The 25,969-nt window shown below is 34.0% G+C and carries 27 protein-coding genes and 1 other annotated feature (1 of these 28 only partly in view); of the genes, 11 read left to right on the forward strand and 16 right to left on the reverse strand.

Annotated features, from left to right (window positions below; translation table 11 throughout):
* Nucleotides 1–159: 159 nt before the first annotated feature.
* Nucleotides 160–474, reverse strand: coding sequence for a YbjQ family protein (locus ABE048_RS18580; RefSeq protein ID WP_397538634.1), 315 nt, complete (start codon nt 472–474; stop codon nt 160–162).
* Between the two features lie 229 nt (nt 475–703).
* Between ABE048_RS18580 and ABE048_RS18585 the strand changes: the two genes are divergently transcribed.
* Nucleotides 704–1,369: an HAD-IA family hydrolase gene (locus tag ABE048_RS18585; RefSeq protein WP_430312762.1), complete on the forward strand. Its 666-nt coding sequence runs from the start codon at nt 704–706 to the stop codon at nt 1,367–1,369.
* Nucleotides 1,370–1,461: 92 nt separating this feature from the next.
* Here the strand turns inward: ABE048_RS18585 and ABE048_RS18590 are convergent, their stop codons facing one another.
* A complete protein-coding gene (locus ABE048_RS18590) occupies nt 1,462–2,742 on the reverse strand; it encodes a dicarboxylate/amino acid:cation symporter (RefSeq protein WP_430312763.1) in 1,281 nt (426 codons plus the stop codon).
* 260 nt (nt 2,743–3,002) lie between these two features.
* Nucleotides 3,003–4,049 (reverse strand): DctP family TRAP transporter solute-binding subunit, encoded by a 1,047-nt coding sequence (locus tag ABE048_RS18595; RefSeq protein WP_430312764.1) that lies wholly within the window; start codon nt 4,047–4,049, stop codon nt 3,003–3,005.
* A gap of 111 nt (nt 4,050–4,160) precedes the next feature.
* On the opposite strand from ABE048_RS18595, the gene ABE048_RS18600 reads away from it, so the two are divergent.
* The 3 genes from ABE048_RS18600 to ABE048_RS18610 are packed head-to-tail and all read left to right on the forward strand — an operon-like array spanning nt 4,161 to nt 6,983.
* On the forward strand, nt 4,161–5,735 hold the full coding sequence (locus ABE048_RS18600) for an ATP-binding protein (protein ID WP_430312808.1): 1,575 nt from the start codon (nt 4,161–4,163) through the stop codon (nt 5,733–5,735).
* 15 nt (nt 5,736–5,750) lie between these two features.
* A complete protein-coding gene (locus ABE048_RS18605) occupies nt 5,751–6,434 on the forward strand; it encodes a response regulator (protein ID WP_430312766.1) in 684 nt (227 codons plus the stop codon).
* 39 nt (nt 6,435–6,473) lie between these two features.
* Entirely contained in the window at nt 6,474–6,983 is a 510-nt protein-coding gene (locus tag ABE048_RS18610) for a GrpB family protein (RefSeq protein WP_430312767.1), read from the forward strand.
* 156 nt (nt 6,984–7,139) lie between these two features.
* Here the strand turns inward: ABE048_RS18610 and ABE048_RS18615 are convergent, their stop codons facing one another.
* From ABE048_RS18615 to ABE048_RS18630, 4 genes are all read right to left on the reverse strand, one after another.
* A complete protein-coding gene (locus ABE048_RS18615; RefSeq protein WP_430312768.1) occupies nt 7,140–7,358 on the reverse strand; it encodes a helix-turn-helix domain-containing protein in 219 nt (72 codons plus the stop codon).
* Between the two features lie 10 nt (nt 7,359–7,368).
* Nucleotides 7,369–7,848, reverse strand: a complete 480-nt coding sequence (locus ABE048_RS18620) for a DUF2975 domain-containing protein (RefSeq protein WP_430312769.1) — start codon at nt 7,846–7,848, stop codon at nt 7,369–7,371.
* Nucleotides 7,849–7,858: 10 nt separating this feature from the next.
* The gene (locus ABE048_RS18625) at nt 7,859–8,344 is read right to left on the reverse strand and encodes a DUF2975 domain-containing protein (RefSeq protein WP_430312770.1); all 486 of its coding nucleotides are present in this window, start codon (nt 8,342–8,344) and stop codon (nt 7,859–7,861) included.
* A 313-nt stretch (nt 8,345–8,657) separates the two neighbouring features.
* The gene (locus ABE048_RS18630; protein WP_430312771.1) at nt 8,658–8,909 is read right to left on the reverse strand and encodes a transporter suffix domain-containing protein; all 252 of its coding nucleotides are present in this window, start codon (nt 8,907–8,909) and stop codon (nt 8,658–8,660) included.
* A 222-nt stretch (nt 8,910–9,131) separates the two neighbouring features.
* Here ABE048_RS18630 and ABE048_RS18635 point away from each other — a divergent pair, with 222 nt between their 5' ends.
* Both ABE048_RS18635 and ABE048_RS18640 read left to right on the forward strand, forming a co-directional pair.
* Entirely contained in the window at nt 9,132–9,527 is a 396-nt protein-coding gene (locus tag ABE048_RS18635; protein WP_430312772.1) for a hypothetical protein, read from the forward strand.
* A 1,024-nt stretch (nt 9,528–10,551) separates the two neighbouring features.
* Nucleotides 10,552–11,196 carry a formylglycine-generating enzyme family protein gene (locus ABE048_RS18640; protein WP_430312809.1) on the forward strand — a complete coding sequence of 215 codons (645 nt, stop codon included), beginning with the start codon at nt 10,552–10,554 and terminating at the stop codon, nt 11,194–11,196.
* 252 nt (nt 11,197–11,448) lie between these two features.
* Here the strand turns inward: ABE048_RS18640 and ABE048_RS18645 are convergent, their stop codons facing one another.
* From ABE048_RS18645 to ABE048_RS18675, 7 genes are all read right to left on the reverse strand, one after another.
* A complete protein-coding gene (locus ABE048_RS18645) occupies nt 11,449–11,730 on the reverse strand; it encodes a hypothetical protein (protein WP_430312773.1) in 282 nt (93 codons plus the stop codon).
* Nucleotides 11,731–11,740: 10 nt separating this feature from the next.
* Nucleotides 11,741–12,130 carry an SHOCT-like domain-containing protein gene (locus ABE048_RS18650; protein ID WP_430312774.1) on the reverse strand — a complete coding sequence of 130 codons (390 nt, stop codon included), beginning with the start codon at nt 12,128–12,130 and terminating at the stop codon, nt 11,741–11,743.
* A 13-nt stretch (nt 12,131–12,143) separates the two neighbouring features.
* A complete protein-coding gene (locus tag ABE048_RS18655; RefSeq protein ID WP_018393054.1) occupies nt 12,144–12,509 on the reverse strand; it encodes a DUF2089 domain-containing protein in 366 nt (121 codons plus the stop codon).
* A 346-nt stretch (nt 12,510–12,855) separates the two neighbouring features.
* Nucleotides 12,856–14,277, reverse strand: coding sequence for an aspartate ammonia-lyase (gene aspA, locus ABE048_RS18660; RefSeq protein WP_430312775.1), 1,422 nt, complete (start codon nt 14,275–14,277; stop codon nt 12,856–12,858).
* 442 nt (nt 14,278–14,719) lie between these two features.
* Nucleotides 14,720–15,457: an SDR family NAD(P)-dependent oxidoreductase gene (locus ABE048_RS18665; protein ID WP_430312776.1), complete on the reverse strand. Its 738-nt coding sequence runs from the start codon at nt 15,455–15,457 to the stop codon at nt 14,720–14,722.
* 53 nt (nt 15,458–15,510) lie between these two features.
* Nucleotides 15,511–16,830, reverse strand: coding sequence for an MFS transporter (locus tag ABE048_RS18670; protein ID WP_430312777.1), 1,320 nt, complete (start codon nt 16,828–16,830; stop codon nt 15,511–15,513).
* A 16-nt stretch (nt 16,831–16,846) separates the two neighbouring features.
* Nucleotides 16,847–18,406, reverse strand: coding sequence for an AMP-binding protein (locus ABE048_RS18675; protein ID WP_430312778.1), 1,560 nt, complete (start codon nt 18,404–18,406; stop codon nt 16,847–16,849).
* Nucleotides 18,407–18,585: 179 nt separating this feature from the next.
* Here ABE048_RS18675 and ABE048_RS18680 point away from each other — a divergent pair, with 179 nt between their 5' ends.
* The 5 genes from ABE048_RS18680 to ABE048_RS18700 all read left to right on the forward strand — a co-directional run bounded on the left by ABE048_RS18680 (nt 18,586) and on the right by ABE048_RS18700 (nt 23,510).
* Nucleotides 18,586–19,200: a TetR/AcrR family transcriptional regulator gene (locus tag ABE048_RS18680; protein WP_430312779.1), complete on the forward strand. Its 615-nt coding sequence runs from the start codon at nt 18,586–18,588 to the stop codon at nt 19,198–19,200.
* A 283-nt stretch (nt 19,201–19,483) separates the two neighbouring features.
* On the forward strand, nt 19,484–20,080 hold the full coding sequence (locus tag ABE048_RS18685; RefSeq protein ID WP_430312780.1) for a tetratricopeptide repeat protein: 597 nt from the start codon (nt 19,484–19,486) through the stop codon (nt 20,078–20,080).
* Nucleotides 20,081–20,501: 421 nt separating this feature from the next.
* Nucleotides 20,502–21,647 (forward strand): acyl-CoA dehydrogenase family protein, encoded by a 1,146-nt coding sequence (locus ABE048_RS18690; RefSeq protein WP_430312781.1) that lies wholly within the window; start codon nt 20,502–20,504, stop codon nt 21,645–21,647.
* Entirely contained in the window at nt 21,644–22,711 is a 1,068-nt protein-coding gene (locus tag ABE048_RS18695) for an acyl-CoA dehydrogenase family protein (protein WP_430312782.1), read from the forward strand. Before ABE048_RS18690 ends, ABE048_RS18695 begins: the two co-directional genes overlap by 4 nt.
* Nucleotides 22,704–23,510: an enoyl-CoA hydratase/isomerase family protein gene (locus ABE048_RS18700; protein ID WP_430312783.1), complete on the forward strand. Its 807-nt coding sequence runs from the start codon at nt 22,704–22,706 to the stop codon at nt 23,508–23,510. The genes ABE048_RS18695 and ABE048_RS18700 overlap by 8 nt, the downstream gene beginning before the upstream one ends.
* Before the next feature lie 141 nt (nt 23,511–23,651).
* Here ABE048_RS18700 and ABE048_RS18705 read toward each other — a convergent pair whose 3' ends face one another.
* Together ABE048_RS18705 and trpE are read right to left on the reverse strand one after the other, a co-directional pair.
* On the reverse strand, nt 23,652–24,236 hold the full coding sequence (locus ABE048_RS18705) for an anthranilate synthase component II (protein ID WP_430312784.1): 585 nt from the start codon (nt 24,234–24,236) through the stop codon (nt 23,652–23,654).
* On the reverse strand, nt 24,233–25,624 hold the full coding sequence (gene trpE, locus ABE048_RS18710) for an anthranilate synthase component I (RefSeq protein ID WP_430312785.1): 1,392 nt from the start codon (nt 25,622–25,624) through the stop codon (nt 24,233–24,235). Before trpE ends, ABE048_RS18705 begins: the two co-directional genes overlap by 4 nt.
* Before the next feature lie 257 nt (nt 25,625–25,881).
* Nucleotides 25,882–25,969: a binding site (T-box leader), on the reverse strand; it runs 114 nt beyond the window's last position.

Consider the following 25,969-nt stretch of genomic DNA (forward strand, 5'->3'; position numbering starts at 1 on the left):
AATGAGGTCTATTTATTTCTATCAAATTAGCGCCCGAGCTGCTTCTTCGTTAAGCTCAAGTAGGATTTCGTCGTCTGTCTTGCTTTTTTCGCAAAAGTCGAGTGGATGGCTCTCTAAACGAATATAACGCCACCTTGTAGATGAACGTAAATCTCAGTATTACGCATAAGTCACTGCAGTACCAGTAGCGACACACATTAACATACCATCCCGAATTGTTTCAAAATCCAGATCCACACCGATTACTGCGTTAGCACCTAGTTTTTCAGCACGCTCTGTCATTTCAGAAATAGCTATTTCACGCCCTTCAGCAAGTTTCCCTTCATATGCTGAACTTCGTCCTCCAATGACATCTGTTATAGAAGCGAAGATATCACGTACAATATTGGCACCCATAATCGCTTCACCTGTAACAATCCCATGATAGGTTAGAATTCTTTTGCCATCAAGATTGTTTGTAGTGGTTACTAACATTTAATCATCTCCCATAGCATATTTTTTCACTTAATTACTATTGTATTTTCATATCAGTTGAAAAATGTTGACTTAATAGAAAATTTTATCTATGAAGAAGTGCTTCATAGCGTACAATCTTTTTATAGAGTTCTACATTCAAATAGAACGATTTAGAATGTATTACGATTATAGGAATAAAATTTTATATCGTGGTTATTTTAAGAAGAAAAAATAGGGGAGAGATTAGATGATAAAAGCTGTCATTTTTGATTTTGATGGATTAATTTTTGATACAGAGACATTTGAATTCGAATCTTATCAAAGTATTTATAAAAAATACAATGTAGAATTTCCGTTGCAAAGATGGTACGAGTCAATAGGAACCAATTTCGTTTTCAATCCTTACGAAAAACTTTTAAGTAGCCATACATATTTAGACGAAAATGAAATCAAGAAAGAACGTACAACTATATTTGAGGATTCTATTCAAGAGAAATCGCCTAGAGAAGGTGTTATTAATTACTTTGAAAAAGCAAAAGAACTGGGGTTAATGGTTGCACTTGCTTCAAGTTCCACAAAAAATTGGATATATAAATTTTTAGAAATGCTTAATTTGGAAAAGTTTTTTGATTTAATTCTTACAGCAGATGATGTAAGTGAGGTAAAGCCTAATCCTGAACTTTATTTAAGGGTATTAGAGCATTTTGAGATTCAGGCAAATGAAGCGGTAGTTTTTGAAGATTCACCAAATGGCTCACTTGCAGCAATTCGCGCGAATATTCCATGTGTTGTAGTCCCGAATGCTACAACTCAAAATTTAGATTTTGATCATCAAGTTGCATTGAGAATTAATTCTATGGCTGAGATAGAGTTATCTGAGTTGCTACAAAAGTTAAGTTTAAAGCAAATCTAAAAGAATAAAAAACCACCCGCAACGAGGAGAGCGGGTGGTTATATCGAAAGTCATTGTCGAGGAGATCGAATTCCTTTTATGACGTTCTGCTATTAATGAGAGTGTGTTTGTTGATGTGCCAAGGCAATTTCTTTTTCCAATTCCTTATGCTTAACAGGATCGAATTCTTTTTCCATTTTAGCTACTACGACTGTAGCAACTGAATTACCAATGATGTTGGTAATTGCACGTGCTTCAGACATAAAACGATCAACACCGATTAGTAAAGCGATACCTTCAACAGGAATCATAGGGAATGCTGTAATTGTTGCCGCTAATGTGATGAACCCTGAACCGGTTACCCCTGCAGCACCTTTTGAAGTAATCATCAAAATTCCTAATAAGTAAATCTGTTGCCATAATGACAGATCGACATTATAAGCTTGAGCAATGAACATTGCTGCCATTGATAAGTATATCGATGTACCATCTAGGTTAAATGAATAACCAGTAGGAACTACTAAACCTACTACTTGTTTTGAACATCCGAATTTTTCTAGTTTTCGCATGATTAATGGCAATGCTGATTCTGAAGATGAAGTCCCCAATACGATGAACAGCTCATCTTTGATGTAAGCAATGAATTTGAAAATATTAAACCCAAAGAATTTTGCGATTAAGCCTAGAACTACAATAACGAATAGCCCCATTGTGATATACACTGAAACCATAAGTAATCCTAAAGATTTTAAAGAACCAAGACCAAAATTTCCAATAGTGAAAGCCATTGCACCAAATGCACCGATTGGAGACAATTTCATAACCATACTGATAATTTTGAAGAAGATTTCAGAAACTTGTTCACAAAGTTTAATAACTGGTTTTACAGGATCACCGATTGATGCTGCGGCTACCCCAAATAGAATGGCACAGAATAATACTGGCAATAATTCGCCGTTCGCTAGTGATCCAAAGAAGTTATCTGGAATAATATTCGAGATAAATGCGGCAAAACCATGATCAGCTTCTGCAGCTTGTTTTGTAAATTGTGTGATATCTCCACCTTTAACATGTGAAGTATCTAAACCCTTACCAGGTTGAATGATGTTAACAACAACTAAACCGATTGCTAATGCGATTGATGAAACAATTTCAAAATATATAAGTGCTTTCCCACCGATTGACCCAACTTTTTTCAAATTGCCCATTCCACCTATACCAGTTACAACGGTTAGGAAGATAATTGGCGCAATTAACATTTTAATAAGCTTGATAAAGATATCAGCTAATACTTTTAGTTGAGCACCGAAGCTAGGGAATAATACACCAACGATTACCCCTAAAATAATTGCACAAATTACTTGAACAGTTAAGTTTTTAAAGTTAATTCTCATAGCCATGCCTTCTTTGTGTGTAGTTTATTACTGCTTTATGTTATCGCTTACATGGACCATGATACTCCTTATGAATGAGATGCTAATATTATGGTGATAAAACTCTTTTTGGTCATTTTGGTCTCGATTTTGATTTAAGTACTGAATTGTCGGATAAAACCAGTCATAGCGCTAAATAAGAAAAAACCGAGAATAAATTCTCGGTTAAAAAATTTTTTTATGCAAAGGATAATTAAGACCATTTTGTACTAATACAGATCTTAATGATTCAACTCGGATTGAATTTCTTTTAAAAATACAGAACCCACTTCATCCTTATAGGACGTGTATAGGGGCTTGAATTTTTTTTCCCAATTTTTCTGTTCTGCAACAGAAAGACTGGTTAGATCAACATTCGGTTCTTTTTTTAGTTTTTCTAAGTCTACCTGATTCATTTCTTTCGCGATTTGGAAATTCCATTTAGTTGCTTCAGCCATTGCTTCTTCCACATCTTCTTGCAAATCTTGAGGGAGACTATTCCAAAAGTCTTCATTCATCAAAACTGCATATCCTAGTAACCCATGGTTTGATAATGTGATATGGTTTTGAACCTTATAAAAACCTTTTGAATAGATATTCGAAATGGTGTTTTCTTGTGCATCTATTCCATGGTTTTCTATTTCAGAATATAATTCATCGAAAGAGGTAGTAACTGGAGTTGCATCAAGTAGTTCGAATTGTGCCTGTAATACACTACTTGGCATTGCTCGTACTTTTAGGTTTTTAAAATCTTCTGTTCGAACTAGTCGGTTTTTTTCGGAAATCATTTGTTTGAAACCATTATTCCAAAAAGCTAGACCCTTAATATCTGCATGATTTAATTGGTTAAGTAATTGTTCACCAATACGACCATTTAATACTTTTTCTACTTCTTCATCTGTGTGAAATAAGTAAGGTAAATCTAATACTTGCCAAGTGGGAATCGCTTTTGTCATTTTAGAAATGGATGGAGCAATCATTTGAACATCACCATTTTGCAATGCTTTTAACTCGTTATTATCATTATAAAGCATACCGTTCGGATAGATAATAACATGTATTCGTCCATTTGTTTTTTGTTCTAAAAGTTCAGCGAATTTAATGGCAGCTTGACCCTTTGGTGTATCTTCTGCGACTACATGGCTAAAATTAATAACAATCTGTTCGTTAAGCCCATGTTGTTCTTGATCTATCGGTAAAGAACCATTTTGCCAAAATTGATGCTTATAGCCGATAGCACCTAGAAGCAGCACAATAGTAAATATGGCGGTTGTAATATAAACTTTCATGCAATCACCAACATTCTGACATTTTCTTTCTATTCTATCATAATTCCAAATGATACAATATGCGTATACTAGCAGATTGGAGGAAGAACGGTGAAACAGAACCATCTGTCCATGAACGGCAAAATTATGTCGCTCACCTTCTTCATCATCGTATTTTCATTTTTAGTCGCAGGCATTTTTGTTCTCGGTAATATTTTGTCTACAAAAGAAAAAGAACTAGGAAATCAAGCAATGTTAATTGCAAGAACGGTTGCAAAGCTTCCGGAAGTTCAAAAAGAACTATCTTCAGATAAAAAACCTATAGAACAAGCAAAAGTAATCAATGAAACGATAGAAGGCATACGTATCATTAACAAAGCCGAATATATTGTTGTGTTAAATATGGATCACATCCGTTTATCACATCCGGTAAAAAGCTTAATAGGGAAAAAATCGAATACAAGTGATGAAAATGCTGCTTTTGCTGAACACTATTATTTGTCTAAAGCAAAAGGTGAAGTTGGAAATACAATACGTGCATTTGTACCGATTATGAATGATAAACATCAACAAATAGGAGTTGTCATTGTTGGCTACAGTCTCCCAACAATCTTTGAAATTTTATATAATATTCGAAACGAAATATTAGTCGCGACCTTACTATCTCTTTTATTTGGTGCGTGGGGTGCATGGATGCTTGGGCGAAATATGAAAAAGCAAATGTTTGATTTAGAACCACATGAAATTGCCAAACTGTACATTGAGCGCACAGAAACATTTAATGCAATGCATGAAGGTATTATTGCTATTGATAACGACTTCACTGTAACGATCTTTAATACAAAAGCTAAGCGAATTTTAGGTGTAGAAGAGGATGATTTAATCGGTAAAAAAATTTATGATATTTTACCTGATACCCGATTACCTGAAATATTGGATTATAATATACCAATCTATAATAAAGAATTATTTATCAATCAGCATAATATTATGAGTAATCGTGTGCCAATTGAAGTTGAAGGTAATACTGTTGGTGCGATTGCTATCTTCCAAGATCGTACAGAAGTGAAAAAGCTTGCGGAAGAACTTACCGGGGTTAAAGAATTTGTACAAGCATTGCGTATTCAAAATCACGAACACAAAAACAAAATCCATACAATTGCGGGCTTATTACAACTGGGGCATTTTCAACAAGCATTGAGCTATATTGAGGAAGTAAAAGATAGGCAAGATGAAATCGCAAACTTCTTAGATGAGCGAATAAAAAACCAAAATATCTCCGGTCTCCTATTAAGCAAAATTAATCATGGTAAAGAGCTTGGAATTGAAGTTGAAATTGATATGAATAGCCAACTAACCTACTTGCCAGAACAACTTGACTTTAATGATTTTGTGGTGATTATTGGGAATTTAATCGAAAATGCTTTTGATGCACTACAATTGACGAATAAAGAAGAGAAAAAAGTACTAATCAGTATTGATCAAGATGAAGAAACATTATCCATTTTAGTAGAAGATAACGGTGTCGGTATGACAGAAGAGGTAATTTCGCGAATCTTTGCAAATGGATATACAACGAAGATGAATGAAAATCATGGAATTGGGCTTTATTTAATTCAAGATATCGTCAAAAAATTAAATGGTACCATAGATGTTACGAGTACTCCAGGTGAAGGGACAAGCGTCTTTGTTACGTTTTACTTATAGAAGGAGATGTAGGAAATGCAACCGATTCAAGTATTATTAGTTGAAGATGATCCAATGGTTCGTCAGGTGAATCGTCAATTTATTGAGCAAGTACCAGGTTATCATGTACTTGGGACAGCAAAAAATGGGGTTGAAGGAATTCAACAAATTAAACAACTAAAACCAGATATCGTCTTTATGGACATTTTTATGCCAGAACAAGACGGTATAGAGACATTAAAAAAAATCCGCGAAAAAGGATTTAAAGTTGATGTCATTGCTGTAACTGCAGCAAATGATATGAAAACAATTCAGAAAATGCTTCAACTTGGTGTATTTGATTATATTATGAAACCATTTTCTTTTGAACGAATGAAGCATACATTACAAAATTATCGGAGCTTTAAAGCAAAGATCGAGGATAAGAATGAGATGACACAAACTGAGCTTGATACTTTGTTGCATCATCAACAAACACCTCATCAACCAGATGCAAAGTTGCCAAAAGGACTTAATGCCTCAACCCTTGAGAAAATTGTTACTTTTATAGGCACACAAGAGCAATCTGTTTCTGCAGAAGAAGTGGCAAATGGTGTAGGTCTAGCTCGCGTAACAGCTCGTCGCTATTTGGATTATCTCGAAAAGCAAAATAAGGTGAAAATTGATATTCAATACGGTGGGGTAGGGAGACCTATAAACCAATATCGTTTAATTCATTAGGATCTGCGTTTTATAAAAAGAGCTAAGGGAGATGAAAGGATGCGTGAAGTCAAAGTTGTTCCGTACGATGAAAAGTGGCCAAAGATGTTTAATTTAGAAGCGGAAGGGTTACGAAGGTTGTTAACAAATGAAATCATCGGTGTCAATCATATTGGAAGTACGTCAATTCCAGATATGCCTGCAAAACCAATAATTGATGTACTTGTTGAAGTGAAAAATATTCAAAGGATTGATCAATTCACGGAGCGGCTAGCAGTTAATGGTTATAAAGCATTCGGTGAATATGGAATACCAGGAAGGCGCTTTTTTATTAAAGGAACATTATCGAATAGAACGCACCATATTCATATGTTCCAAACAGGTGATAAAGAAATTTCTAGACATTTGGCCTTTCGTGATTTTTTAATAGCAAATCATCATGAAGCACTTCAATATGGTGCATTAAAGAAAAAATTAGCTAAAGAAAATCCGGTAAATATTGAAAAATACATACAAGGAAAGCATGATTTTATACAGAAAATCGACAGAATGGCAGCTGAATGGAATTAATAAGGTTAGAAAAAGGGAGCAGATTCAAGTTAATGGGTTCTCTTTCTCAATAGAATTCCTGATAAAATAACATCAATAAACGCAAAGAAGGGATAGCTTAATGGCTATCCCTTAAATTCTCTATCGACTCCCGTTAAATAAATTTGTTATCTGCTTTTATTGAATGTCTTCGTCGCTTTTGTACTCCAAAACATCACCTGGTTGACAATCCAAAGTCTTACATATCGCTTCTAATGTTGAAAAACGAACCGCTTTTGCCTTTCCATTTTTCAAAATGGAAAGATTCGCCATAGTAATTCCAACACTCTCCGAAAGCTCCGTTACGCTCATTTTTCGTTTTGCTAACATCACATCAATATTAATAATAATTGCCATATCATCCACCTCAGACCGTCAAATCATTTTCTGATTTTACGTTAATCGCTTCTTGTAGAAGCCGTTGGAGGATAGCGGCAAAAACGGCGATAACCAACGAGGCAAAAATGATGATGAGTCCCATTATTCCAATAGGAGGGTCAACTTTCTTCGCTATAAAATAAAAGAGTGGCATTCCTAATACATATAATCCACTGATTGTAATCGCACAGCACTTTATGTACTTTAACGCTTTTACAGATAATTCCGAGAACGCTGTGTTCTCGTCAATGTACCGTAAGAGATTGAAAGCCTGAAAGAGAGAAAAGTAAAAAGGCACAGCCGATCCATACATCACGATGAAAACGAGATATTTCATTGGTGTAATATTTGGATACATTTCTGCTGCGAAATTCGCCAAATGGGGCACTAAAAATATACATAAAGCAATAACCGGTAGTCCTATAATAACAACAGCTATTTTTAAAAACAATGTTGTGACTTTTCTCAAAATAAACACCTCACATTTTTATTTCATTTATTTCTAGGAAATTTTTAATTGGTTTTTGAAGAACACTTACAATAGATGCTACGGTACTTGTCACTAAAATACCCATTAGACTTAGTGATATTGGACCTGCTGCATCGTCACCTGTAACTTTTGAAAGCACTATTAAGCTTACGATCCCTAACACAATGAAGAAAATGACTGCAAAAGTACATTTCTTTATAACCTTCAAGGATTTAAGGGATAACTCAGAGAAAGCATTGTTCCTTTCGATATAGGTTAATAGTTTAAATGCTTGATACAACATAACAGAAAACGTTATACAGAATCCGTATGCACATACTAAAAAGGGGATTAGGAAGTAAGCCGTATCTGGATGTACTCTTGCATCTCTAATGGCAAACTCAGGCAACCAATAGATACACAAAGCAAGCACTGCAATTCCAGCCAGAAAAATAATACCCTTTAAGAAAGTGGTTGAACCTCGTTTAACATTCATTAAAAACACCTCACTTATTTAATGACAAAATGATTTTAACACAGGATTTATCGTTTTACAATAAATTCATATTGTTTTTTATTATATTATTATTGTTATTGAAATATCCTATTAATTATAACAAAAATAAAAAGCATTTCTCATTACTAAGAAATGCTCTTACTTTAAAACGTTAAATTTACAACGAAAGATAACAGAGCCTTCGTAAATTGTTTAAAGACAATTCACAATCTTTGAGCTGGTGTATATAAATGAAATAAAAAACGTGAATTCTTATGTGAATTCACGCTAAAAAATGAAGTTGTTCCTTAAATTAATCATTTTCTTTTTTCTTTCGCCAAGTTAATGGATTTAGATTTGATTTATACTTACTTATCACTTCTTTTCCTACAAATAAAGCTCCAATCCAAAAAAAGATTTCACCTAAAACAACAAAAGCTGTGATAACAGCAGCTTTTACACCTGCGGAAAATGAAAGAAAGGGGACAATGACAATAAGTACCCAGAATAAGCAGGAGATAAAAATAAATAACCAACCCAGTCTATACAAAAGTTTATTTTTCACAGGGTTCCTCCGTAAGTTAGTAAAGTTAGCTAACTTATATTATACAGTATAAAAAGATCTTAGTTTTACTATAAAGTGATCAATATTTAATTCAAATTCAAAAGCAACCTTAAAAGATTTTATTTTTACTAAAAAATTCAAATATTTTTGTGATTCAAGTGTTTTTAATGCATATAAATAGGAAATAGTGTGTAGTAGAAACAAAATTTAGGAGGGGAAGTATTGGTATTTGTTTTTATCGCACTTGTTTTATCTTTAGCGTTGATACCGCTTGTTTTAGTTGACATGAGAATTAAGGTATCAGAAACACAATTCGAACTAGCTGTTCGTTCATTAGAAACATCTGAAGAAGATCTTGCTGAAAAACGTTTAAGACGAAAATTGATATTAGAACGTTATAAAACCATTAATTGGAATACGGGATTTCTGAAGCTAAAAAGTAGCTTAATACATGCAACGGAAATAACGAAAAAGACACTAAATAATGGATATTTGTTCAGTATAGGAGTCGGAAAATCGATGTGGAATAAAATGAAAGTACCGAATCAAGAAATCAAAGTTAAAAACAGTACAAGAACGAACCGCAGTTTAAAAAATCCAACAACCAGATCTAAATAGTACAAAAAACTTCAGTGATTAAAGCTGAAGTTTTTTTATTGGCTAAAATGATGATTTTATTTTAAAAACTTAAAATATCTCACTATTTCAAGTATACTTATTGAATGAAACGTAACTTCTCAGAATTTATATTATGTAAACTAAAAATAATGAGAAGGAAAGAGGACTTGAATACTTTAATGCCCTATAATATCTTTACTTTCGACTTACATTTGTGAAGCTCCTTTCCTTATTATTTTCATGTGAACAACAATTCTCCATTTTTACGATAATTGCATGATTTTGTGTAGATAAGATTTATTGTTTAATATTTTATCTGGAGATTGATTCTTTCAACGGTATGCTACTATTGATTAATTTTCTTTGTATATTAAGATTGAAAATTTTATTCGCATCATACAGTCACTATTTATGGATACGATTTGCAGATATATTTATCCGATCATGGATAGTTCAACAACGGTTTAAAATGAATTTACAGGGATTTACGTACATCGTATTGTTTAATATCAATTGGGATCATTAAACAAAATCTACAGGTTTCCAATAATCATTTAAGCATAACTTTAATCTATACATAGTGATTTCATTGTACTTTTTTGATTGTTAATAGTACTTTGCATTTAGAAAAAACAATATTCATAAATCTATTTGTTTTATATCGAAAATTTGTATAATATTCGTGTTTTGATCAATTAATGTTGTATCCAGCTGGTGGATGAATCGCATTTCCCCCTATTATATACGAATATTATGAAGTTTTATTACTGAAATAATTCGTAAATTATCTTTTGTACTATTTCTTTTAAACAATTTTTCTCTAATTTCATACAAATGTCTTTAATCCCCTTCTCTTTTACGTCTACATTTATAAAAATTCTTCTAATTACCAAATACTGTATTAAGTAACGATAGTCATGTTATTCAACTATCGAGCCATATTCTTGAATAATACCCAATAAGTCGAATTCTATAGGAGGAAGGTTGAGTGTCAAATGAAACAAAGAGTTATCATGACTATCCAATGGTAAAAATTCCAGGAGGAGAAATAGAATTAAGAGACGATAGAATAAAAAATAAATGGAAGGCTGAAATTAGACCGTTTCTTCTTGCTAGGTATCCTGTCACTATGGGTCTATACAACGCTATTACAAATAAATCACCTAAATCTTTTGATAGAGATCTAAAACCGGTTGTGAATATTTCTTGGAATGATGCAATTTCTTTTTGTAATCTACTTTCACAGAAAGCTGGGCTGAAAGAGTGTTATTCTATAAGTAATGATGGCGAAAACATTGTTTGTGATTGGGAATCAGACGGCTATCGACTTCCTTCAGAAGCAGAATGGCAATATGCATGTAAAGCAGGGACTACTGGTTATAGATACGGAGAGATTGATAAAATTGCCTGGTATAGTGAAAATTCAGGTGGTAAAATCCATGAAGTAGGAAGAAAGGAACCGAATGTATGGGGTCTGTATGATATGTTAGGGAATGTTTGGGAGTGGTGTTGGGATTTATATGATGAACAAGTGTACGGCTCCTACCGGATTTTTCGAGGAGGTAGCTGGGCTGAAGAAGCCAGGGGTTGTGGGGCTTCTTGTCGTCGTCGTAGCCATCCGTTATTTTGTATAGATGACCTTGGATTTCGTCTTGCCCAGTCTTTTTAACATTAACAAACAAGCCAACTTTCTTGGTTATACAGCTCAACGAACGGAGATCATTAGTACAAGAAAATAAGCTGATTTGCAACCCAACTATATTTTTAACCCCGTCCTAAGTTTAGAACGGGGTTTCTTGTTTGAGCTTTTAAAATTAAATAAAACTTTATTGTCTTTTTACAATTTTCTCGGTATTGTAAGGGAGAAATAAGGCTTTTTCTTCAAAATGCCAGTTGGTGGTCGGTGTGATTCTATAATAAATTATAGTCTGACCTTAACTTCAGTACCGTCCTTAGCTTTTACATCTACTAGCACGATCCCTTTATAATTTTTTAGTTCCTTGACGATAGGCTTTAGCGTTTTTTTGTCTATTTGTGGAAAGGTAAAGTCCAGTTTTTTTCTTTCGAAGTGTTCTTTTGTCCATTTGTTTAAATTTTTCTGTAAAAATTTTGAAGACAAAATTGAAACAGCAATGTTTAAAATAGCATAAGGAATTGGGATGGTAAGACGAACTTCTTTTGCTTTCACTTTTACATGCATCATAAGCAAATCACTAATCAATAATGACCGAAACGGTATCCCCGTTTGCCGATTTAATATCAACAATTTGGCCATCTAATTCGTTTTCGATTGCTTCAATAATAAGGTTTATGTCTATATCTTTAACGTATTTTTCCGATTGAGGAATACTCGCTGCGATGCTGTGTCCAGCCATTAATACTACTTTGACAAGTTTTATAGGCAAATTAACCGTGACGTTATCATTTTCGGCTGATACAACACGGACTTTTAAAGTTTTCTCTAAATAGTTAGTAGATTTTTCAACAAGTTTATTATCTGTTACATCTTTTTCTTGTAATACTTGAATCAGCTCAGCTCCCTTATCTGCATCAATTTTCCCTTCTTGAACCATTGTTAACACTCTTGTAATTTCATCTTTCATGATAATTTCCTCCCTATTCCTCTTTTAAAAGCTTTATGGCTTCTTCTGGTGTGATTTCGCCATTTTCCAACATGGTGACAACTTTTTTCTCGTCTACTTCATTTTTCTTCTTCTGCACATATCCAAGGGATGAAATGATGTCTGTTAGCTTGCCTCGAACCGTTGGATACGAAATACCTAGTTCCTTTTCAACTTCCTTGATATTCCCTCTACATGTTAAAAATACTTCCACAAAATGAAGCTGATCCTTTGATAAGGATGCCAGCTTAGATAATTCAAACTCATTTTCAATCGTAGTGTGACAATGAGAGCACTGCAACTTTGTAATTTTCAATGTTTTACTGCAGACAGGACAATTTGTGATTACTTTATAAGCCATAATGAAATCCCTTCCTTTTAGTTGATTAGATTATATAACAAGAAATTAAAAGTGTAAATTATAATGTTGAATTTTTTTGTTCAAAAAATCAATAATGTTAATTTATTATTTAATATTATTGATTAACCGTTTTCGTTATTCATTCGAAGTATCATAAATCGAAAATTAAACAAGCATAACCCCGTCCTAAATTAAGAACGAGGTTATGCTTGTTATAGGTTATTAAATTAAATAAATTTTATTGCCTTTTTTCATTAAATAATAATCTACAAAAAAAGTGAACGAAATGATTCGTTCACTTTTTTATATTTTAAGCTAAATCTTTTATCTAAACCTATGAGTTCACTTATTTAACTAGAGATTTACCACCAGCAATACCAGGTTGTGTCATTGCATAAGGATCTAAAATCTTATCTAATTGTTCTGCTGTTAAAGCGCCAGATTTTATACAAAGTTCACGTACAGAAGCACCTGTAGATATAGCTTCTTTAGCAATTTGTGCAGCTAATTCATAACCGATATGTGGGTTAACTGCTGTTATAATACCAACACTTTTTTCAACATATTCTTTTAGATGCTCTTCATTTGCTTTAATATCTACTATACATTTTTCTGTAAATACTGTGAATACATTACTCATTGTAGAAATCGATTGAATTAAATTAAAGAATAATACAGGTTCCATTACATTTAATTCAAATTGACCTGCTTCAGATGCTGCTGAAATGGTTAAATCATTACCCATAACTTGGAAAGCAACTTGGTTCATAACTTCAGCCATAACAGGATTTACTTTACCAGGCATAATTGATGAACCTGGTTGACGAGCAGGTAGTACAATTTCAAATAAACCATCACGTGGTCCAGAAGCCATTAAACGTAAGTCATTTGCGATTTTTGACATATTAATCATACAAACTTTTAAATTTGCTGAAACTTCTGTATAACAATCCGTATTTTGAGTTGCATCAACTAAATGTTCAGCACCTTTTAATGGTAAACCACTTAATTCGCTAAGATTTCGAACGACTGCATCAATGTATATTGGATCAGCATTCAATCCTGTACCAACGGCAGTTGCTCCCATATTTACTTCATATAGGTGTTGTCTTGAGAGTGATATACGATCAATGTCACGAGAAACTACACGACTATATGATTCAAATTCTTGTCCTAGTAGGACTGGAACAGCATCTTGAAGATGTGTACGGCCCATTTTTATAATACCTGCAAATTCTTTAGCTTTAGAAACAAATGCATTTTGCATTGTTTTTGTAGCTTCAAGTAATTGATTCATTAAACTTAAAACTGCGATATGTGTTGCAGTTGGAAAGGCATCATTTGTTGATTGAGACATATTAATATGACTATTTGGGCTAATTAATTTATAATTCCCTTTTTCTTCTCCCATCAATTCAAGCGCACGATTGGCAATTACTTCGTTTGCATTCATGTTAATCGATGTACCTGCGCCGCCTTGAATAGGATCTACAATAAATTGGTCATTCCATTTTCCTGAAATAACTTCATCACATGCTTGAATAATGAATTGCCCTATTTCTTTTTCCAACATACCAACTTCCATATTTGCTAGTGCTGCTGCTTTTTTCACAATACCTAAAGATTTTATTAGTTCAGGATGAATTCGATATCCTGTAATCGGAAAGTTTTCAATTGCTCTCGTTGTTTGAACACCATAATAGGCATCTTTCGGAATTTCTTTTTCCCCTAAAAAATCTCTTTCGATACGAAATTCTGTCGTTAACATAATAATATTCTCCAGTTCTATGATGTAATTAGGAAGCGTTTACATAGTTTTTTCTAACACAGATTAGATAATATAATATTTTTATAAAAAAAGAAATACCAAATCAAAATATATTATCGATAATTTACATTATCTCAACAAAAACATATATTTATATATCTAATGACGCATCATTATGTCAGATACTAGTTGAGAAACTTCGCGACTTGCTTGAAGTATGACACTACACAATTTAAATAAATTACATTTTAAAGCCTAATGGATGAAGAAGAATTAGATAAATCTGTAAAGAAGGTTAACAAAAAAAGCCAATGAAGCTTTTAAGAACTTCATTGGCGTGTTGAATTATAGTTTTTCCTTGATTACTAGATGTTTGTAATAACTTTAGATTGCTTTACTTAAGGAATATTGCCAGTTTACAAATAAGTTGCAATCATTCGTGTTACATATAAGCGCCACCATCTACTACAATTACTTGGCCGGTAATATAACTAGCATCTTTTGAAACTAAATAACGAACAGCTGAAGCAATTTCAAAGGGTTGTCCCATGCGATCAATAGATTGGTGGCTCGTATCATATGGAACACCTTCTGTAATACCTGTCTCTGTAGCGCCTGGAGCGACTGAATTACAGGTAATATTGTATTGTCCGATTTCTCTCGCTACCCACTTGGTTAGCGCAATAACGCCACCTTTTGATGCTGCATAGGCAGGACCAGATCTTCCGATTGTTGCATCACCAGATTTGGCACCACCATTCATACCAGAAATAGAACTAATATTCACTATACGACCTGCTTTTTGATTTTTCATATAAGGATAAACGACTGCCTGTGTAAATAAGAAAGTTGGTAATAAATTCGTGTTAATATCCCGTTCCCAATCATCAATTGTCATCGTTTCAAGATTTAAGCGGCTAGCAGTACCAGCGTTATTAACTAAAATATCGATATGTCCAAAAGTATTTGCAGTATCCTTAACAACATGTTTTATGAATTCTGCATCACGTATATCACCTTTCTGTTCAACATGCCCATCTCCATGCATTTGTTTTAATGTTTCTTCGCATGAATTCTTATCTACTAAAACGACTTGAATATCTAATTGATCTAAAGCTATAGAAATACCTTGACCAATTCCACTTGCAGCGCCCGTTACTATGGCTACTTGTTTTGACATATTCTCACCCCGAAATTTAAGTAGAAGGACATTCTCTACTTTTATTTAAAAGATTACACGGATACTTTTTCTATTGATTGATGCGAGTTCTCTTCAACTTCTTGCTGATCCGTATATTGCGTAACCTTACGAGTATCTGGTGCAAAAATAGCTATTATAAGAGAAAGCACCAACCCAGCAATCATCAATCCACCAAATAAATATGGTGATGCACCGTATTTAGCACCTAATTCAGTCCATAGCATTGGACCAAATCCACAGATTGCAGCAGCTATTTGGTATCCAAGTGAAAGTCCTGTATAACGAACATTAGCTGGGAATAGTTCTGAGAAAAGTGTTCCTTGTGTTGAGAAAATAGCACCCCATATTACACCTAGTAGAATAATTTGCATAACGTAAAACAAAGTTGTACTTTGAGGAATCAATGTAAAATATGGAATAGCTAATAATAGCATCGCAACAATACCACTGATATAAATTGTTTTTCGGCCAATAAAATCAGATAGGTATCCCGCTAATGGAATCGAAATGAGCATCGTTGCACAGCTAATTGTCAAAGCGAATAGTGCCACATCACGGGTATATCCTAGATGTGTAGTTGCATAAACCAAAATAAAGGACATTAAGAATACATTGAATAGACCGTCCCCAAGTTTTAAACCAATCAAGCGAAAAATATCCTTTTTGTTATATTTGAACGCATCCAAAATTGGTACTTTTGCAAGCTCGCCTTGCTCTTTTTTGCGATTGAATTCAGGTGTCTCTTCAATACCACTACGAATCCAAACAGCTAAAATAATCAGTACAGCACTAAATAAAAACGGTAATCTCCAGCCCCATGACATAAATTGTGCTTCTGTTGTTAATGAACTAATTAATGTAAAACTAAAAGTTCCTAATACTAAACCAATTGGTACCCCTAATTGTGGAATAGAACCAAAGAATCCGCGAACGCCTTTTGTAGCAGTTTCAGTTGCAAGAAGAACAGCTCCACCCCATTCACCACCAAGTGCAATCCCTTGAAGTAACCGTAATACTACGAGCAAAATGGGAGCGGCTAACCCTACTTGTGCGTAAGTAGGAAGTAACCCAATTAAAAATGAACTTCCGCCCATCCCAATCAAGGTCAGCATTAACGATGCCTTTCTTCCTATCCTGTCTCCCATGTGGCCGAAAATAATACTTCCAATAGGTCGCGCTGCGTAACCTGCACCAAAAGTAGCAAAGGCAATTAATATAGATATAGACGGGTCTGATGCTGGAAAGAATAATGTAGTAAATACAAGTCCTGTTGCAGTACCGTAAAGGTAGAAGTCATACCATTCAATAATAGAACCAGCCACACTTGCTAATAAAACCCTTAAATTTTTCATACAATCCCCTTCTTTCTTATATTGAAATCGAATTTCGCAGAATATGTTTCTGAATTTTCCCTACAGGTGTCCGTGGAAAATCCTCTACAAATTCGATGACATCCGGAACTTTAAACTTGGCTAATCTTTCTTTACAGTGTTCAATTAGCTCATTTTCAGTTACCTTTGCATTTTTATTTAAAATGACAAAGGCTTTAATCGCCTCATCACGCATATCATCTGGAATACCAATCACAGCTACTTCATAAACTGCTTCATGTTCTACTAGAACACTTTCTACTTCATTTGCAGCTACGTTCTCCCCTGAACGTTTGATCATATCCTTCATACGATCAACAAAATAGAAATAACCATCTTCTCCGACTCGAGCATTGTCCCCAGTTAATAACCAATCCCTTTGGAAAGTTTGATTTGTTGCTTCTTCATTTTTAAAATACCCCTTCATTAAGGTTCTACCTCGGACACCTTTAACCGCTATTTGACCAACTTCACCTTCTGTGACCTCATAACCATTTTCATCAATCAATTTGACTTCATATCCAATACTTGGTTTACCAATACTCATATTTTTTCGTAAATCGTTTATTGGATTGATTAAGGGTACACCAATTGTTTCTGTCATACCGTACATTTGTAACAGCTTTAAATTGTATTTTTCTTCAAACGAACTAATTTGATGATCTGCTATTGACTGTGCAAATAGGATTAAACGAATCGAATTATCTTGATCTGCTTTGTCATATTCTTTTGCCAGGATCATTCGTATTGGTGCAGCAAAAAGAGAGCCAATTGTTCCACCTAAAGCTTTTGCTTGTTTAAAATACCTCGATGCACTAAACTTCTCTGTTAGCGCAATGCTGGCACCTACAACAAGTGCAGACATGGTCGAATAATATTGTGCATTGCCATGGAATAATGGCAAAACGATAAACGGTCGATCATTTTCATTCAGATTGATGGACTTTGATAATAATTCACCAGCATAAATATAATTTGCGTTTGTAACTTGTACACCTTTAGGTTTGGAAGTCGTTCCTGATGTATAAAGCATAGCTACGACATCTTCTGAGACAATCGTAGGTAAATTTTCTATCTTACTAGATGTACTTGCTAATAAATCATTAAAATTTAGCACATGCTCCATTTTTAAATCACATCGTGTAACAATCGTCTTTTGAATAGTTGGTATTTCTTCACGTATCCCGTTAAATTTATCTAAATATTCCATTTCAGTCATTAAAATAGCCGCTTCTGAATGATTAATTATGTATTTCATTTCATCAGCTGTTGATAAAATATTTGTTGGAACCATAATCGCTCCAATGTTTGCTAAAGCAAACCAAGTAGACAAAAATTCCATGTTGTTTGGTAAATGTAAAACAATATGGTCTCCTTTTTTAAGCCCTAAATTCATAAATGCATTACTTAATTTATTTACTTCCTCTTGAAACTCTTTGTATGTTTTTTGGTAACGTTGCTCATTTGCATCCTCAAAATGAATAAATACTTTCTCTTGGTGTTGTTTAACCTTGTCAGTTAATAAAGTACGTAACGTTCTCTTACCTATAATATCCACTCTAAACACACCCCTTTGTTTAAGCGCTTACATCTTTATAGACTATAGTCTATAAGATAATATAATTGTATTTTAATTGTCAATACAAAATTCAGACTATTTAGTAAATTTAAAAAATAATATTAAGATAGAATTATGTTAAAGTGTTTTAAAAGAATAATATGAGTAGGTGTTTGAAAATGATAAAGAAAACTCGGGAGCAACAAGCAGAAGAAACTAAACAGAGAATCTACACTACTGCGCTAAAATTATTTGAAAAAAAGGGGTTTAATCAAGTGAGTGTAGATGAAATTGTACGAATAAGCAAAAGCTCTAAAGGGGCATTCTACGGTCACTTTTCTTCGAAATACGATATTTTCTTAGAAAAATTTAAAGAAATTGATTCATTTTATGAAGCATTTGTTCAAACATTATCAGTTGAATTGAAATTTGAAGAAAAGATTATGGCTCTTTTTGATGCACAGATGACGTACTTAAAAGAGGATTTAGGTGAAGATCTAATGAGAAGTGTTTATACAAGCGGATTAATCAAAAATGAAGAAAACTTCTTTGCTAATTCACAACGAAGTTTATATAAAATCTTAAATGCATTTGTTCGAGAAGCTATTAATAACGGTGAGTTATCCCCTTCAACAAACATTGAAAAAACAGGTATGCTTATCTCAAGATGTATGAGAGGAACTCTTTATGACTGGTTATCTTTCGGGGATGATTTTGATTTGAATAAAGAAGCAAAAATGTTTGTGTCTATATTTCTAAAGGGGCTACTTAAAACAAATGAGAAGGATTACTAGTGTGAAATATTTGTTGAAATTTAACGAAAGGATACTACACCAAATTTAAATAACGTTTTCATCTGAATAGGAACAAACGTTCTTGGTTGTAAAAAGCAACGCTTATCAAATCATAAATATCTTTATTTTTAATAAAAAATTGATATAAAAGTATAATAAAGATTGAATGGTATTAAAAATGCTATTTTTCATTATATGGAACAAATGTTCGTTTTGGTGCATTTCCCCTATTCACTTCAAATAATATATAATAGTTACATCTAACGAGAAAGGTTTGAGTATTATGTCGAATGTTGAAAAAATGATTGAACACGCACTTGAGTTAAAACGCTTGGGTCAATACGATCAAGCTTTAAATATGTATACAGCTGCAATTCAAGTAGAGCCATCTAATAGTAATTTTTATCGAGGTATTGGTAAAATTGCTTACCTGATGGGACAAAGTAAACTTGCTGTTTCCGCATATTTATCTGCATTACATATTGAGATTGCCAAAATTGAGCATTTTGGATTGAATGATGAAACTCAAAAAATGTATGATCAGCTCCCTGAAGCACTTACGAAGGATTTACCAGTGAAAGGTGCATTTATCATATACTATGATACGAATACATTACGACACTTAGCCCATGCGATCGCTGATTTTGACGAAAACGCACTAAATCAAGAACCCGAACTTGTCGCATATAAAGAAATTTATACAGCGCAACTTAAAGGTGATCAAGAATTAGCAGAGATTTTAGCAATTTATAATCGTGATGAAAATGATTATACCCATCAAGAATCCACTTTTTACATTCAAATCGGGAAAGAACTTGCACTCTCTTGGATTAAATGGGATCATCTTGCAAGTTTAGATGTTGGGTATTTATATTTTTAATAAAATGGAAAAGGTATAGCAGTGTATTTTTCACACATGCTATACCTTTTTTAAATCTATCATTGAAAAAAATTAAATGATTTTGTAAAGATTATCTTGATATTGTAAAATTAAGGTATCGAATTTATTGTAAGAGAATATTAATCTTTTCACTTTTATTCTCTTAGAGTAGATATTAATTTGTCATTAGATCACTATTAATTATTCAATCAATATTAGTTTACATAATTTTATTATGTGAATAATTGTTTTTTCACCAATTTCTTAAAATGTAAGATTCTTTTCTAATACCTTCATTATATCTTTCTATAAACATCTTAATTATCACCATAGACTCCTTGAATCTTCAGCATATTAACAGAATTACTCTCATTTAATAATTTTGAAATTCATATAATTTAATACAAAGAGGAGGCTCAATATGAAGTTACCTACTGTTCATTTCACTGAAGAACAACATAAATTTCGATTAGCAATCAGAGAGTTTTTGCAGAAAGAGCAAGAAAAAGGTACATTCCAAACTAAGTGTGATTCTTGGCTAAGTGGCTGTGACCCTGAATTTTCAAAAATAATTGGTTCACAAGGATGGATTGGTTTAACATGGCCGAAAAAATATGGTGGCGCTGAACGAAGTGCACTGGATCGCTATATATTAACAGAAGAATTTTTAGCGGCAGGTGCTCCGGTAGCTGCGCATTGGATTGCAGATCGTCAAACTGGTCCCCTTCTTTTACGTTTTGGAACAGAATCACAGAAAGAGTTTTTCCTTCCTAAAATCATTAAAGGTGAATGCTATTTTGCAATTGGTTTGAGTGAACCTAATAGCGGCTCAGATTTAGCTTCTGTTAGTACGCATGCGAAAAAGGTTGATGGTGGATGGATTGTTAATGGATCAAAAACATGGACAAGCAATGCACATGATGCCCATTATATGATCACTTTGATTCGAACGGAACCATTTGATGGCAGCAATAAACATAAAGGTTTAAGCCAACTAATAATCGATTTACATGCAGAAGGTGTGTCCATTACACCGATTCAATATTTAACTGGCAAGCGCCATTTTAATGAGGTATTCTTCGAAAATGTCTTTGTTCCAGATGAGATGGTTGTTGGTGAACTTGGACAAGGATGGAAACAAGGACTAGCTGAGCTTGCTTTTGAACGAAGCGGACCAGAGCGTATTTTGAGCACTCTTCCCCTATTGATGGAGTTAATTGAGGAACTGAAAAAACAAGGAAACGAGCAAGGGTTACAAGAGGCAGCAAAATTGGTTTCACAACTGTGGAGTTTACGTAATATGTCAATTGGCGTTGCGAAAGTGCTAGAAGAAGGTGGTGAAGTAGCAATACCAGCAGCACTAGTAAAAAGTATTGGTACAAAATTTGAACAGAGTATCCCTGAAATTACTCGATTGCTCATTGATTGCTATCCTAGATTAGATGCCGAGAGAAAATTAGATCGTTTGCTTGCTGAATCAATTTTGCATTCTCCAGGATTTACGATTCGTGGAGGTACTTCCGAAATTTTATATGGCATTGTTGCGAAAGGGGTTGTAGCACAATGAGCGAAATGAAAGAGATGATTGTTGAAGTTGTAGAGAAGATTTTTAAAAAACACTTTACAAAAGAATCAGTAGATTTAGTAGATGATGGAAATTGGGCAGAAAATGTTTGGGATATTCTAGAAGAAAAGGATCTCCTTCGTATTGCAAGTAGTGAACATGCTGGTGGAGCAGGTGGCGATTTAGATGATTTACTGACCTTGTATTCCCTTATTGGCAAATATGCAGCACCCATTCCTTTTGTTGAAACGACATTAGCAAATTACTTTCTTGAATCAGCTGGACTTTCTATTTCTAATAAGAAAGTGACATATAGCGTGAAAGCACAGCAAGTGACCAGAAATGATGATGCAATAAACGGAATCCTTTACGAGATTCCATGGGCTCGCCATGTGGATGAACTTGTGATTATGGTAGAAGGTCAACTTGTTCATATTTCCCTTTCAGAAGCCTTCATTGAACCACATTCAAATTTAGCTGGTGAACCAAGAGACAAGGTTACTTTAAAAGATGCAAAAGTGATTCAAGTATCATCACCTTTATCACTACAACAAAGTGCGCAATTTATCGTATTAGACACTGCTGCAAAGAATGCAATAATTTCTGGTGCACTCACGAAAGCCAATGATTTAACGGTGAAATATACAAAAGAACGTGAACAATTTGGTCGTCCAATTCACCGTTTTCAATTAGTCCAACAACATTTAGCGATCCTTGCTGGAGAAGTAGTTATTACAAACGCAGCAGTTGAAAATATGATCACTGCCCTTTTATCTCATGATGGCTTCAATGAAGTAGGTTACACAAGAATTCGAATAGATGAAGCTGCGAAAACGGTTGCTGCTTCAGCACATCAAGTACATGCAGCAATTGGCGTAACACATGAACACAGTTTACATCAATACACACGTCGTTTATGGGCTTGGCGTGATGAAGGATACACTGTGAACTATTGGAAAAAAGAAATAGCGAAAAAACTCCTTCAAACAGAAACAACAGATATTTGGACTTATTTAACCAATCCACAAGAATCTATCAAACCGATTAAGGAGGCACAAAATGGCTGATTTACTATTTGATACAAATGGACATATTGCGACAATTACATTAAATCGTCCAACTAGCATGAATGCTTTTAGTGAAGAGATGATTCTTGAATGGATTCATGCATTAGAAAAAGTACGCGATTCTGAAATAATTCGTGTATTGATCGTGAAAGGAAACGGAAAATGTTTTTGTGCGGGTGGAGATATTAAAGCAATGGGGGCTGGAAAAGGTTTCTTCGAAAGCTCAGACGACGTCACCTCTACTGCCCTAGCTCGAAAAAATTCTCTTTGGAAAAAAGTGCAACGTATTCCTTTATTGCTAGAGGAAATTGATAAGCCAGTGATTGCTCAAGTTCATGGCTTTGCTTTTGGAGCGGGTCTTGATATGGCACTAATGTGTGATATCCGCATTGTCGCAGAATCCACTAAGCTATCTGAAAGTTATGTCAATGTAGGGATTGTACCTGGAGATGGCGGAGCTTACTATTTACCCAAGCTAGTAGGCATCGATCAAGCACTCGATATGCTTTGGACTGGTCGAGTATTAACTGCAACAGAAGCAAAAGAAAAAGGGCTTGTGACATTTGTTGTTCCAGATGAAGATTTAGAAGATTATACAAATGCCTATGCTGAAAAATTGGCAAATGGACCTACTGCTACGATCCAATTTATGAAACGAGCAGTTTACCAAAGCCAGTCAATGAGCCTACGTTCTTCACTCGACTATATTTCCTCTGCTATGGGGATAATTACTGAATTACCAGATTATCAAGAAGGAGTTTCTTCGATAATCGAAAAACGACGTGCTTCATTTAAATAATATAAAATCCATTTCAATTAAAAAGGCAATTAACAGTTACTAATAATTGTTAATTGCCTTAACTTTTTATTCAACAATAGTGCAGATGTTTTAATTAAGAATATGAAATTCATAGATAAGTGTGCACATTAGCATTTAAGATCAAACAACTTGTTTGTGAAATGAATCTAAAAATAGTTGAATCATCAAGTCTCCATCTTTTGTGCCGATTGATTCTGGATGAAATTGTAAACCGAAAACTGGATATTTCTGATGCTGTATTGCCATGATTTCCTGATCATCTTCTGAAAATGCTGAAACTTGTAGTTCAGGGGGGATTGTTTCTTTATCTATTACTAAGGAATGATAACGCATGACGGAAATATTATTTGAGCATTTTTCAAAAAGCCCATTTTGATTGTGGTTAATTGTTGAAAATAAGCCATGCTTAATTTGTTGTGCTCGAATAATCTTCGCACCAAATGCTTCTGCGATTGACTGATGCCCTAAGCAAATACCTAAAATAGGAAATTCACTGTGTAATTCTTTTATAACTTTAATAGATATCCCTGCTTCTGATGGAGTTCCAGGGCCAGGAGAGATTACAATTCCTTCTGGTTGGAGTTTACGAATCTCTTCAATTGTTATAGCATCATTTCGAACTACTTTTACCTCTTTACCGAGACTACAAATTTGCTGATACAAATTATAAGTAAATGAATCATAATTATCGATAAGTAAAATCATGATTGCACCTCCAACAATGCTTTGGCTTTATTTAGTGTTTCCTCATATTCATTTTCTGGAATAGAATGATACACAACGCCAGCTCCTGCTTGAACATAGGCTTTTCCTTTTGTAATCACCATTGTACGAATTGCAAGTGCCATATCCATATCACCAGAAATAGAAATATAACCAACTGCTCCAGCATAAACGCCTCGTTTATCTTGTTCTAAATCGTTGATAATTTGCATTGCTCGAATTTTCGGAGCACCTGATACAGTTCCTGCTGGTAAAGTTGTAGCCAAAACATCAAGGGGATGAATTTCGTCTTTTAACTCACCTGTCACTTCAGAAACGATATGCATAACGTGTTTATAACGTTCAATTTGCATAAATTTGAGTAATCTGACTGATCCAATTTTTGATAATTTCCCTATATCATTTCGTCCTAAATCTACTAGCATTCGATGCTCAGCAAGTTCTTTTTCATCTTGAAGGAGTTGTTGTTCTAATGCTAAATCCTCCTCTAAAGAGCTTCCACGCCGTCTAGTACCTGCAATTGGATTTGTTGTAACGAATCGACCTTCTACTTTGACAAGGCTCTCTGGTGATGTTCCTAAAATGACATAGTCTTCAAAATCCATATAAAACATATAAGGTGAAGGGTTTGCAGTACGAAGTCTTCTATAGAGATTCATTGAATTACCTGTAAAATCTGCCTCGAATCGTTGAGATAAGACAACTTGAAAGATATCTCCTTGCTCGATATGATGCTTTGCTTGTTGAACCATTGTACAGAAATCCTCTTTTTTAATTGTAGATCGAAATTGAATTGTACTTTGATCATCATCTGTTTGAGTTAGCACGAATGTCATTAGTTGCTTTTCAATAACATTCACGCGATCTTGTAGTTCTTTCTGTGAATGTCCTTTTTGTAATAAATCAACTGCTACGATATGCACTTTTTGCATTAAATGGTCCACAACAACAAAGGTATCATAGAATAACACATGCATATCAGGCATGTGTAAATCGTCTTTTAATATGTCACCTATTTTTTCATGATAAAATGCAGTTTCATAGCCGAAATAGCCAATAGCTCCTCCAAAAAATGAAAAAGGTAATTTTTCAACTTCAGTGGGAAGTAAAGATTTAAGTTTCTCGAAAGCATTTGTGTCACGACTAATAAGTTGATGGTCTTCATTAAATAATTGATATTCATTATTGGTAGCAATCATTTCTGCTATAGGATTGATAGCAATAAATGAGTACCTACCGCTTTCTTCATGCTTAGCGGAAGATTCAAATAGCATTTTCTTCGATCCATTTAAAGCATGATAAATGGAAATAGGTGTTAACATATCACCTTGGATTGTTTTCATTTCATAATTTCTCGTCTCAACTGTCATTTGATAAACTCTCCTTTTCTCTGCTCTTCTCAACTCAAATATCCGGCATTTTTGTACCGTATCCATTTCGGTGCTTGCTCCTGCGGTTACTTGTCGTAAAAATCCTTTCACTTCCCAGTTTTTCGGCCGGAGTATCGGAGTATTAACATCCGCTTCTCTACAACTTTCAGCTAAATTATGTAATCGCCCTACAAAGTGTATAGAAGCAATTTAATTAAGCCTATTAATAATAAAAAAGCCTCCATAGAAAAAATTCTATGAAGGACGGGAATTCCGCGGTACCACCTTGATTGTAGCGATTTCACTACCACTCACATTTAACGGTATGTGCCGGATTACCCTACT

The sequence above is a fragment of the Rummeliibacillus pycnus genome (assembly GCF_050459865.1).
In the GTDB taxonomy this organism is placed as follows: Bacteria; Bacillota; Bacilli; order Bacillales_A; family Planococcaceae; genus Rummeliibacillus; species Rummeliibacillus pycnus_B.